Origin of the sequence: Sphingomonas endophytica (assembly GCF_014199415.1) — a bacterium.
Classification (GTDB): Bacteria; Pseudomonadota; Alphaproteobacteria; order Sphingomonadales; family Sphingomonadaceae; genus Sphingomonas; species Sphingomonas endophytica.
Map to the genome: position 1 here is coordinate 33,321 of NZ_JACIJN010000005.1, position 11,704 is coordinate 45,024.

Below are 11,704 nucleotides of genomic sequence, written 5' to 3' on the forward strand. Positions count from 1 at the left end.
GCCACGCGTGATCGCCAATGTGACGAGATCGACGCCAGACGGAGCAACGCGGGCAGCATCTGGCGTCGAATGGTGGTCAAGCGCGGCGGCTAGAAGATCGAGTGGGGATGGTTCATCGCCCATGGGCAGCAGTCATCAGCCTGCTGTGACTGACCGACACCACCCCCTGGATAACACGTGGATGGCATCGGTCACGATGCTTCAGCTGTTCAGCGAATCCTTGACCGCCTTGGCTGGCACGAACGTCAGCTTGCGCGATGCGGCGATCTGGATAGCCTCGCCGCTCGCCGGATCAGGCAGTTTGCCACCACGAAGGACATTCCCGAAATATCATCCTTTTCGGGAAAGCTTCGGTCGTCGCGATTCCCAGTAAAGACAATACGCCGCACTTAGCGCACGATCTTGACTCTCTTCTCACCGGACCTCGTGATCGGCGTCACGACATCAGCGCAACCGGCGAGCGCGCAGCCATGCGCGAAGGCGCCATGGTTCGTCGGTCTGGATGATGGTGACGCCATGCGCGATCAGGGCGCCCCACACCGCGTCAGGATCGGTGACGGCTCGCGCATCGAGATAGGGCCCCGACAGGTTCATGGGCGTTCCCCGTTCGATATCGAAGGCCATAGTGTTGACGAACAGGCGCGTCTCCTTTGCCGCTGCCCGAGCCGTATCGACTACCGCCGGCGTATCGAAGATCAGCTGAATAGAGGCCGGTCGATGGGCGGCCGCGCGGGCAAGCGCAGCGGAGGCCGGACCCCTTTGCTCGCGTTCGAGATAGACGGGCTGCGCGGCGATCCCCAGCTGTTGCGCACGCCGCATGATCGCCGGATCCACATCGATCGGCACGTTCAGGATCACGGCACGCGTCGCTCGCGCCGCGACAACCGCGTCGATGACGCGCGGTAACGCAGCGGCCTTCACGTCGATGTTCATCAGCACTCGGTCGCGGATCGCCGCCAGGGCCTGCGCGAAGGTCGGCACACGACCCTCGGTCAGCCTGGTGCCCGGACCACCGCCACGCTCCCGCAAGCGCAGCTTGGCGATCTCGGCGGCCGTCAGGTCGGCGACCGCACCGTGACCATCGGTCGTGCGATCGACGGTCTCGTCATGCATCAGCACGAGGACGTCGTCGCGGGTGGTGCGGACGTCGATCTCGACGATGTCGATCCCGTCGGCCGCGCACCGCCTGATGCCGTCGATCGAGTTCTCCGACGTCTTCTTCCAGCAGGCGCGATGCGAGGCGACCAGCACGGTGCGCCGGTCGTCGTGCAGCAGGCGTTCGAGCCGGGTGTCGCCCGGCTGCGCCATCGTCGCCTGCGCAGTGAGGCAGGCGACAACGGCGAAGGCCGCCGTCGTGCTCATCCGGGTGCGCGCGCTCACCAACGATAGCTCAGCGACACGGTGGCGATCCGGCCGAAGATCGGGCGTGCATAGATCGCTTCCGCCGTCCCCTGACCGGACAATTGGTCGACGCGGGCATTGCCTTCGGTCAGGCCGACCGTGTTGGTCAGGTTGCTGACGTGGCCCTGCACCTCGATCCGGTCGGTGATCCGGGCAAGGAGGTTGAGGTCCAGCGTCGTGAACGCGGGCAGCGCGGTCGCGTTGGTATAGTCGACGTAGCGCCGGGCCAGGTGATAGACCTGCGCGGACAGTTCGATCGCTCGCCCGGCGACATCGACATAGACGGTCGGTGAGGCGGAGAAGATATAGCGCGGGATGCGCGACAGCTGCTTGCCCTCGAGCCCGGTATACGCGGCGCCGGTGGTAACGTTGACCAGGCTTTTCGTTTCGGGGCGCTGCGCGGTGGCGGTGCCGGTGATCCCGAAGAAGCGCGCCGGCCGCCAGTTCAGGTCGGCCTCGACGCCATAGGTCCGCGTCCCGCCCGCCAGCGGCACGGTGACAACATTGCCCGATGCATCGAGCACGATCGCGCTGGTGGTCAGATTGTCGAACTTGCTCCAGAAGCCGACCAAGCCGGCGCTGAAGCCCTTGAAGGCGGTGCGGATGCCGCCCTCGGCCTGCGCGATCGAGGTCAAGCCGAGGTTTTGCGTCTGGTAGACGTTCTGGAGGCGCGGCAGGCGTTCGGAGGCGGTGTAGCGGGCGAACAGCTGCGCCTCGGGCACGAACTTGTATTCCGTACCGACCGTCCATTGCAGCGCGCGACGGTGGTCGCTGCGCGCGGCGAACGCGCCGGACAGGCCACCGACATTGTCGTCGGCCAGCGTCGCCGCATTGCCGAGGTTGCGGGTCGTATTGGCGAACACCCCGCCGCTCGCGTCGTAGTAGGTGTAGCGGAGGCCAGCATCGAAGCCGAGCTTTCCGAACGTCACGCTGTCGGCGATGTAGGGCGAGAGGTAGAAGCCCTTCGCATTGCCGCGGGTCACGCCGTTGCCGTAGCGGACGAAGCCGTTCTCAGTGACGCTGCCCACCACTTGGCCGGCGGCGTTGTACGCCACGACGTCGAGCAGGTCCGGACGGTTCTTCACATTGGTCAGGATGGTGTTCTGCAACCGATCCTGATCGAAGTCGAAGTGATTGTAGTAGACCCCGAACGACAGGCTGTGGGTGCCGAGCGCGCCGCCCAGCGGGCCGCTGTCGAACTGCTTGGTCAGGCGCAGGTCGTTGGCGATCGTGCGCAGGTTGGTGCGGGTGTTCCACAGCCCGCTTTCGAGCACGAGCCCGCCGGTCGTCGCCGGATCGAAGGCGGCACCGCCATTGGCGTCGACGAAGCCGACCCGCGTGACGGCTGCGCCGAACCCGGCCTGGGCGCGTGCCAGCGCCGACGCCAGATAGGTGGAGCCGGCCGCCGGGGCGGCACCGGAGAACACCGCGTCATAGCCGGCACGCGCATCGGTGAAGCGGGCCTTGTTGGTCAGGGTCAGGCCATCGCCGGCATCCCAGGTGAGGAACGCACCGGTCTCAAAGACGCGGCTGTGGATGCCGTCGGCCAGATCGGCGTCGCGGGTCGTTGCCTGGCCGCAGAAGGAGCTGCGCTGCACGGTGTTACGGAACGCATTGGACAGCAGCGTACCGTTGAGCGGATCGATCAGCCCGGATAGCGAGGTCGACGGATTGCGCGGATCGGCGAGTGGGATGGGATTATAGAAGGCGGTGCGATCGTTGAGATATTTGGCGTCGACATCGAGCAGAACGTCACCCAGCAAGAAAGAGAGGCTTCCGCGGATCTGGCCGCCCCTGTCGGCGGTGAAGCCGGGTTCGCGGTAGCCGTCGTCACGCCGATAGAAGCCGCCCAGGCTATAGCGCACCGTGTCGCTGATCGGCCCGGCGACATAGGCGTCCCCGCGTGCGAAGCCATGGTTGCCGCCGGTCACCTTCACCTGACCCTCCGGGGTGGCGGTGCCGCGGCGCGTGATCGCGTTGACGGTGCCGCCCGGCGCGTTGTTCGCGAAGATGGGGGAGGTGCCGCCGCGCACGACCTCAACCCGCTGGGTCATCAGGTCGAGCGAGTAGAGCGTGTCAATGTTGAAGAAGCTTTCTTGCGGCTCGTCGAACAGCGTCAGCCCGTCCTCCTGCAACTGGACATAGAACCAGCCACCCGCCGGCAGGCCGCGCACATACAGATTTTGGCCACCGCCCTGACCGCCGGACGGTTCGGCGGAGAAACCCGGTACGGTCTTGAGCAGGTCTGCCGTGCTGAGCGGCGCCGCCTTGGCGATCGCAGCCTCGCTGAAGGCGCTGATCGCAAACGGTGCATCAAGCCGGGTGCGCCCGAGCGGCGTGCCCGTGACCACGATGTCGGCGGTATCCTCCTGCGGTGCGGCGTCCGTCGCTGCGACGGAGGCGTTTTGCGGCGGCGAGGACGGTGGGAGCTTGGCGTCTTGCGCGTAAGCTGAACTGGCCCCGCCGAGCATGAGTGAGCCAAGCAAGATGCAATGAAGACCGGTCACAATCAAACCCCCATGAAGAATGTTATATGTATAGTATGCATGCTGCATGACTGGATCATGACAGTCAATGCCGGTACAGATCGGCAATGCGGCATCTTTCCCCTCAGCCTTTGAGCGTCCCGGTCAGTGCCGGAGGTCGGCAGCTCCTCGACCTCGTGTTCAAGTCGGACGGGATCAGCCAGGCGGCGCTCACCCGCCGGTTGGGCCTTGCTCAACCGACCGTCGCCCGGCTGCTCCAGGGGTTCGTGGCGAATGGGCTGATCCGCCTCGATGCGCGTCGGGTCGACCGACCCGGTCATCCCAGCGTAATCGCCCGGATCGTTCCCGACTTTGCGGCATCGCTTGGTGCGGCGATCCTAGGCGATGCGGTGTCGCTGATCCTCATCGATTGTGCAGGCAATGTCGTGGGCAGCAGACGCCGTGCTGTATCCGAACCGACCCGCGCGGCGGTCGTTGCCACATTGTTGTCGTTTCGTGATGAACTAATCGAGGAAGCGGGGATCGATTCGGCCCGGATCATCGGTCTTGGGGTCGGCATCTCCGCGTTCTTCACGGGTGAGGCCGGGCAAATGGTCGGGCCGCCATCGCTCGACGACTGGACGGGAACGGAGCCAACCGATCTGCTCGAAGACGCGCTCGGGCTTCCCGTAACGGTGGAGAACGACGGCGCGGCGGGCGCAACCGGGGAGAGCCTGTTCGGCATCGGCCGCACGGTGCGCGACTTCGCTTATCTGCATCTCACCAACGGTTTTGGGGGTGGCATCATCAGCGACGGCCGGCTGTTCCGGGGCGCGCGCGGCAATGCCGGCGAGTTCGGCGGGGTCTGGACCATCGGCCACATGGGCTATCCCAACCTCAACCGGCTCCGCACGCTGGTCGACGAGGCCGGAGCGGCTTTTGGCTCCGTGGAGGAAATGCTCGCAGCAATCGATGCGACGACGTCGGGCGTCGAGGCATGGCTGGAGGAGGCGGCGCCAGCCTTCTCGGCATTGATCGCTATGCTAGGCTATGTGATCGATCCGACCGCGGTCGTCATCGGTGGTCGGCTTCCGCCCGCGATCGCTGACCTGCTCGTCGCACGGATCGCGGTTCCGCGCGCGCCCAACCGCCATGACATCGCGCCCCCCCCGCCGCAGGTGGTCCGGTCGGAACTGACGGGGGACGCCGTGGCGCTGGGGGCCGCGGTCATGCCGATCCAGCGCGCATTCCTGGCCTGATCCGCGCGGTCATCAGGGTATAGAGGCCGGTGGCGATCCCGCCGATCAGGATCAGCCCGGCCATGAACGGCAGCAGCCCGGCGCCGTCGTGACGATAATCGGCGGACGACAGGATCGCGCCGATCCCGATTGCGGCGACCGCCAGTGCCAGCTTCGCGGTCGCGGTGAGCCAGGCAAAGGCCGGTGCCGTCGACGCGAGCGCGCGATCCGCAACGATGATGGCGAAGCTCGACCAGATGATGGTGGCCAACCCTCCGCTCGCCATCCCGATCAGCAGCGCGGCGACCCATAGCTTTGCTGTCAGCGCCGATGCTGCGGCAAGGAGTAACGCCGCCAGCAATCCCGCGCGACGTTCGCCATCATGTCGCAGGACGAACAGCCAAACCGGTTGAGAGCCGGCGGTCGCCGCCGCAACGATGACGAGCGGCAGCGATCCGCCCGCGCCCTGCGAATAGCTCGTCAGATAGGGGGTGAGTTTCAAGAAGGCGGGAACGGTCAGGCAGACGATCGCCATCAGGCCCAGCGGCCAGGCGAAGCCCATACCGCTTCCGATCACCGCCACCTTCGTCGGGGTCGCAGCGTTCCGCCGTACGAGACGCGTCTGCCGCCACAGGGCGACCGACGATCCGAGCGCCACCATCGCGGTCGCTCCGGCGACCATCAGATGGTCCGTACCGTCCGAGAGCGGCCGATCGAGACTGACCAGGATCGCCATGATCAGCATGGCGGCAGCGCTGGCGACCGTCCGGCCCGAGGCGGCGCGCCGGCGCTGATCCTCGGTCCAGTCGATGAGGCTCAGCAGGCAATTCTGCGGCAGGTCGTAGAGAGTGTAGGCGAAGCGGTAGCCGAGGTTGGCGGCGACAACAATCGCCACGCGCCCGCTGCCATCGACCCGCAACGCCACGATCAGCAGCAGCAGCGCAGCAAAGGACAGGGCGGCGCCGATCAGTTGCAGCCTTCCGGCGTCTTGCAAGCTCGTGACGCGTGCGGCGCGGTGCGCGATCACGATGTCGAACGCGGCACCCGCCATCAATCCGATCGCGATCGCCGCTGCGGCGACGAGCGGCGCCAAGCGCATATGCTCGGTCAGATAGAAGGCCAGGAACAGCTCCGACCCGTTCCACCAAAGGCTTTTCCCGAAATGCGCGGCCACATAGAGCGGGATCGACACCTTGCGATCGGATTGCATCGGCACGGGGGGCATCATCCGACCAAGCATGCCCTCATATCGTTTCACATCAACGTCCAGGGATCGATTTCGGATTCTCGGATCGGGCCGAACGGTTGTGACACCACTATCGCGAGTGATGGTTCCAGCCGGGCAGCGATGGTACCCCCGTTTGATGCTGTTGTTGCGGTTTCGGAGAGCCTTCAGCTCTCCCGAAATTCGATCGATCCCGAGAACGCCCGGGCCGTCACGCGAGCCGTTTCCAATCGGGAAATCGGCCTTCCAATTCGACGGGCCCCAGTGATGCTGTGGAGCGGAACAACTTCGTCAGTCTACGCAGCGGAACCCGATGTGAGAGGTGGGCGGGAGCGCCACCTGGCGCGCTGCTGGGCGGTAGCGCTGGCACCAATTCGGCGCGCACAGGTGCGATCCACCCTTGATGATCCGTCCAACAGGATCGTCCTTGCGGTTCCCGCCGCAGCAGGCCCGCACGGCACCGAAGCCGCTCGCCTCGTCCGCCGTCCACTCCCAGACATTGCCGATCATGTCGAACAGGCCAAAGCCATTCGGGTCGTGGCCGGCAGCCTCAGCGGTGAACGGCAATTTGCGCCCTTGCGATCGAGACACGGGGAAGTCGCCTTCCCAGATGCGGGCGGGAACGGCTTCGTCAAGCAGCAGCGTCTCGCCCCCGGCATAGGCACAGCTTTGCAGGCCGCCTCGCGCCGCAGCTTCCCACTCCGCTTCGTTCGGCAACCTCTTGCCCGCCCAATCCGCATAGGCTTCTGCATCGCGGTGAGACACGTGAACGACTGGATGGAGTTCCAGGCTGTCCAGGCTGCTGGTAGGTCCATGCGGCCGGCGCCAGGAGACGCCATCAACGAACCGCCAGTCCGCTGGCCCGTCGTCATGGAAGGCGAACAGCAGCGATCCAGCGCGCCCGTCCGTCTCTCGCTCGGCGTCGGTGACATGGCCGGTTATCGCCACGAACCGAGCGAACATATCGTTGGTGACCGGCGTTGCATCGATCCGGAACGACGTGACCGCCGCCGGTCGCACGGGCCGTTCCTCGGGGTAAAGTCGTCGCACCCCATCTCGAACGCATGCGCGGGAATGGTGCGCATGGTTCCGATCTCGGCGTCAATGCGGGGATGGTGCGGCACGATTGGCATTGCGAGTAACCGCGTTCAGATCGATGGTTGGGGTTGACGGCTTATAGGTGCCGTCGAGCACCAGTTCCAGATAGCGCCCGGCATCGATCAAATACTCGTCGTCGCTGCGCGCAGCGCGGCCGATCGCGGCACGCGCGGGTTGCGCCTTGTTGCCGATGAAGGTCAGCGCGTTCAGCGCTTGCAACCGGACACGTGGATGCGGGTGGCGTTCGAGCAGGTCGACCAACAGCGTTACCGCCTCCACGCCATCGGTCAGGTTCGCAACGGCCTCGGAGGCGACCACGCGCACCTGTGGGGAGGGGTCGTCGTGCATCGACGCCTGCAACGACGCCAGGCCGCCCCGCGCACCCTCGCCCAGGATCAGCAGGCCGGTCGCCGCCCAATAGCGCAGCACCTCGTTGCCATCGACCAATTGCTCAAGCAGGTAGGACGCGTTGGCGCGATCGCCGCGTGCCGCGATCGACGCCAAGGCCATGACGCGACCGAGCGGGTAGGCCCCCTGTCGCCGGCTTTCGTCATAGCCCTCGATCACCGATCCTTCCGGGATGAAGCCGTTGTCAGATCTTTTCGCCCTGAAAATCAGAGGGCGCATATAATACATGATGGCGCAGTTTTAGAGTCTCAAAGAAAGTAGATGACAAGTAAGCTCGGAAGCAACATCAGGAACCATACAAATGTTTCCTGCACTTCCTTTTCAAGCAGCGAAAGAACAACCGTACCACTTACTTCTAACAAGCCCGCGAACATAGCGATGACCGTCAGCGGATTCCGTACATGGGACACTTGGCTCATCAATCAACAAACCCCTAAGTCCGCCATCTCAATGCGCTCAGGAGCAAACTCTCTAGGCGCGAAAAATTCCTTTTAAAGCAACTCCACTGCGTATCGAATGCTCATACGCATGGCCAGCCCGGAAGTGATTGTGAATGATGCCCTTCACCCGCTCCACGTCCCCATCGACGTTGCTCCTTATTCGCCTGATCAGCGGTTAGCGCCGGTCTCGGCTGCCCCCGCTGACAGGGCGAGCCGAATCACTGCGGATCGCGACGGCCTCCGCCTTGGCCCCGGCGGCGGCCCGAAGCACCTCGGCACCTCCACCTACCGCAATCCTGCTTCGTTGAAGTTCTCCACGCACCGTCCCGCGCCATCGCCGCGACTATATGGACCTGACCCGGAGAGGTTAATGACATGACAAATGCAACAAAGCCTTTTCATCTTAACTTCATGCACAGCCTTTTCAGCTCCCCACACCTTCACACCATTGTCATCAACAACACCTAGCGCGCCGTTTATTGATTCTCACGGGGGCACGAGCGATGAAACGCGCGGGTTTGTTGGCGACGACGATGATGCTGTCCATCGCGGCAACGCTGTCCGCCTGTCACGGCGATTACGGCAAGGCGCAGGTCGCCGCCGCGCCATCGCCGACGCCCAGCCCCTCGCCCACCCCGCTCGCCGCCACGCGGACGATCGTGTTCGTCTGGGACGGCCTGCGTCCCGACGACGTGAACGCCACCGACACGCCGAACCTGTACAAGCTGCAACAGGACGGGGTGCAGTTTACCGACAACCACTCCACCTATCCGACGTTCACGATGATGAACGGCGCCAGCTTCGCGACCGGGTCGTTTCCGGCGACGACCGGCTTCTACGGCAACACCTTCTGGACCCCGCCGCAGGGTAGCGGCAACACGATCCCCGCGGGCAACAGCGCGTCGGGCAAGGCGGATTATGTCGCGCCGGTCTTTACCGAGGATTACGCGATCCTCGATACCCTCAACGGCTATTACGGCAACCAGCTGCTGCTGGTGAAGAGCCTGTTCGCGACCGCGCAGGCGGCGGGGATCACTACCGCCACGATCGGCAAGTCCGGCGCGGCCTATATTCAGGATCTGGGCCAGAACAGCCTGTTCGTCGACGAGAACACGATACGCCCGCGCAGCCTCGTCACCGAATTGCAGGCCGCCAAGTTCGCGGTGCCGACCAACACGATCAAGACCTATGGCGACGTAACGCTCGCCGCCGCCAACGGCAACCCGACCGGACGCGCCGGCTATGCGACGTTCAACACCACCGCCTTCGACCCCGACGGCGCGTTGACCGTCACCGCGCGCGACTCCTCGGATGCGAGCGGCGCGCCCGAAGACGCCGCCAACAAATATATGATGTCGGTCTTCACCAGCTATATCCTGCCCAAGAAGAACCCGATGCTCTCGCTGATTTGGTTCCGCACGCCCGACAATGTCGAGCACGGCTATGGTCCCGGCACCGCAAATGTGAAGGCAGGGCTGAAGTCGCAGGATGCGCGATTGGGCGAGTTGCTCGCAGCGCTCAAGGCGCAGGGGCTCGACCAGACGACCAACGTCGTGATCGTCTCCGACCATGGCCATTCCACCGTTTCCGGACCCACCAGCCTCTATCCGCTGCGTGCGATCAATCCGGCCGGCAACGGCGCGGCGGCGACGCTGAGCGGGATCAGCAACAGCGGCTTCTCCTTCTCGGGCGACGTGCGCACCGCCGACCTGCTGACCTATCGCGGGATCGCGGCCTTCGACGGCAGCGGCTGCACGACCAGCGCGATGTACGGCCTCCGCGCCGACGGCACGCCGACGGTGCCGGTGCGCAGCGACGCGACCGGCGCGCTGTGCGGCACGATCGACACCCGTTATCAGGCGATCAGCGCGACCCTCGCGAAGCCGGTCGCCAGCTTCAAGGTGCCAGCGCCCGGCACGCTGCCGGCCGACGGCGTCGTCGTGGCGGCAAACGGCGGATCGGACTACATCTACGTGCCCAACCACGATAAGGCGCTGGTGCAGAAGATCGTCGCGATCCTGCAGCGCCGCGAGGAATATGGCGCGATCTTCGTCGACAGCCGCTATGACAGCATTCCCGGCACCTTCGCGATGAAGGACATCAACCTCGAAAACAGCGCCCGCAGCGGCAAGGGGCAGCCCGATATCGTCGTCTCGTTCAACTGGGACGAGAACACCATCGTGCAAGGCAAGCCAGGCATCGAATTCGAGAGCGCCGGTGGGCAGCGGGGAATGCACGGCAGCTTCGGCATCACCGACGTCCACAACACGCTGATCGCCGCCGGGCCCAGCTTCCGCAAGAATCTCGTGGTCAGCGGGCCGAGCGGCAATGTCGACGTCGCGCCGACGATCGCGTGGCTGCTCGGCCTGTCGATGCCGCAAGCCGACGGCCGCGTGCTGAACGAGGCGCTGGTCAGCCCGCGCAGCACCACGGCCGCCGCGGTGACGCCACGCGTCATCAGCCCAGCGGTCAACGCCACCGGCTTGGCGTTCGAAACGCCGACCGATCCGACCGGCGCGACGAAGGATGCCACGCGGACCGCCGGCACCTACACGATCCAGCTCGCGGTCAAGGACGTGACGGTCGACGGCAAGACGTATCACTATTTCGACTATGCCCGTGCGATCCGCCGCTAAGCGGGGCACGGTCGTCCTCGCGTCGGCGGTGGTGGTGGCGGCACTGCCCACCACCGCCGGCACCGCCGCGGGTGCCGTGGCGGCGCCGCGCTTCGATCAGGCGTTCACGACGAATGCGGCCCCTGCGCATTTCCACGCACGGGTCACGTACCGGGCGCGCGACGGTGTCCACCGGATCGAGCTGTGGCGCGACGGCGCGGTGCGGCTGCGGCGCGACACCGATGGCCGGCTGGTCACGATCGCTACGCGGCGCAACCCGCGCCGCCCCGAGTTCCGGCTGGACCTCCTCGACCGTCGCCGCCACCTGCACACGATCGTCGACCGGACCAGCCTGTATCAGGTCGGTCATTTCACCGACTGGGACGATCTGGCGTTCGGGATGCGCCGGCCGGCCGGGCGCTATCGGCTGACCGCACTGGCGAACGGCGGTGGCGCGACGACCCCGCTCGCGCCGTGCCGCTGGTTCGCGCTCGACAGCGACGGTCGACGGACGCGGATCTGCTGGAGCCGCGAACAGGCTTTTCCGATGCTGATGCTGGATGGCGCCGGCAGGGAGATCTGGCGGGTCACGGCGCTCGACGATGACGCTCCGTCGGCGTCGCTGTTCCGGCCCGATGCGCAGGGCTATATCGTCACCAACGCGGCTCGCGACATCGCGGGCGATTGAGCCGGCCGATGCCCTGATGCTTTTGCCACCCGGGCTTCTCCCGGGTGACATTTTCTTTCCGTCCGTCCCGCGCGCGCAAGAGCCCGGACCAAGTCCGGACACGCGCACCTCCCCGCCCCGCGCTTT

General features: G+C 65.5%; 9 protein-coding genes. 3 read left to right on the forward strand and 6 right to left on the reverse strand.

Features of this window, described 5'->3' with window-relative positions:
* Positions 1-201: 201 nt before the first annotated feature.
* The 3 genes from FHS97_RS17265 to FHS97_RS08580 form a co-directional block, all read right to left on the reverse strand.
* On the reverse strand, positions 202-300 hold the full coding sequence (locus FHS97_RS17265; protein WP_221233225.1) for an HU family DNA-binding protein: 99 nt from the start codon (positions 298-300) through the stop codon (positions 202-204).
* 144 nt (positions 301-444) lie between these two features.
* The gene (locus FHS97_RS08575; protein WP_221233217.1) at positions 445-1,380 is read right to left on the reverse strand and encodes a glycerophosphodiester phosphodiesterase family protein; all 936 of its coding nucleotides are present in this window, start codon (positions 1,378-1,380) and stop codon (positions 445-447) included.
* Positions 1,377-3,752: a TonB-dependent receptor domain-containing protein gene (locus tag FHS97_RS08580; RefSeq protein WP_221233218.1), complete on the reverse strand. Its 2,376-nt coding sequence runs from the start codon at positions 3,750-3,752 to the stop codon at positions 1,377-1,379. The genes FHS97_RS08575 and FHS97_RS08580 overlap by 4 nt, the downstream gene beginning before the upstream one ends.
* A 242-nt stretch (positions 3,753-3,994) precedes the next feature.
* Between FHS97_RS08580 and FHS97_RS08585 the strand changes: the two genes are divergently transcribed.
* Entirely contained in the window at positions 3,995-5,125 is a 1,131-nt protein-coding gene (locus FHS97_RS08585) for an ROK family transcriptional regulator (protein ID WP_184035857.1), read from the forward strand.
* On the opposite strand, the gene FHS97_RS08590 is transcribed toward FHS97_RS08585, so the two are convergent.
* The 3 genes from FHS97_RS08590 to FHS97_RS08600 all read right to left on the reverse strand — a co-directional run bounded on the left by FHS97_RS08590 (position 5,094) and on the right by FHS97_RS08600 (position 8,063).
* A complete protein-coding gene (locus FHS97_RS08590; RefSeq protein WP_184035860.1) occupies positions 5,094-6,320 on the reverse strand; it encodes an MFS transporter in 1,227 nt (408 codons plus the stop codon). The two genes, FHS97_RS08585 and FHS97_RS08590, sit on opposite strands and share 32 nt — an antisense overlap.
* A gap of 300 nt (positions 6,321-6,620) precedes the next feature.
* Entirely contained in the window at positions 6,621-7,349 is a 729-nt protein-coding gene (locus FHS97_RS08595) for an SUMF1/EgtB/PvdO family nonheme iron enzyme (RefSeq protein WP_343053406.1), read from the reverse strand.
* Positions 7,350-7,430: 81 nt separating this feature from the next.
* Positions 7,431-8,063, reverse strand: a complete 633-nt coding sequence (locus FHS97_RS08600; protein WP_184035867.1) for a HEAT repeat domain-containing protein — start codon at positions 8,061-8,063, stop codon at positions 7,431-7,433.
* A gap of 745 nt (positions 8,064-8,808) precedes the next feature.
* On the opposite strand from FHS97_RS08600, the gene FHS97_RS08605 reads away from it, so the two are divergent.
* Together FHS97_RS08605 and FHS97_RS08610 are read left to right on the forward strand one after the other, a co-directional pair.
* On the forward strand, positions 8,809-10,911 hold the full coding sequence (locus FHS97_RS08605; RefSeq protein WP_246346560.1) for an alkaline phosphatase family protein: 2,103 nt from the start codon (positions 8,809-8,811) through the stop codon (positions 10,909-10,911).
* Positions 10,895-11,578 carry a hypothetical protein gene (locus tag FHS97_RS08610; protein WP_184035874.1) on the forward strand — a complete coding sequence of 228 codons (684 nt, stop codon included), beginning with the start codon at positions 10,895-10,897 and terminating at the stop codon, positions 11,576-11,578. The genes FHS97_RS08605 and FHS97_RS08610 overlap by 17 nt, the downstream gene beginning before the upstream one ends.
* Positions 11,579-11,704: the final 126 nt, after the last annotated feature.

Bases quoted from the DNA above. Each gene is read 5' to 3' on its own strand.
- FHS97_RS08585 (WP_184035857.1), top strand. From the start codon at position 3,995: ATGCGGCATCTTTCCCCTCAGCCTTTGAGCGTCCCGGTCAGTGCCGGA.
- FHS97_RS08600 (WP_184035867.1), bottom strand. From the start codon at position 8,063: ATGTATTATATGCGCCCTCTGATTTTCAGGGCGAAAAGATCTGACAAC.
- FHS97_RS08605 (WP_246346560.1), top strand. From the start codon at position 8,809: ATGATGCTGTCCATCGCGGCAACGCTGTCCGCCTGTCACGGCGATTAC.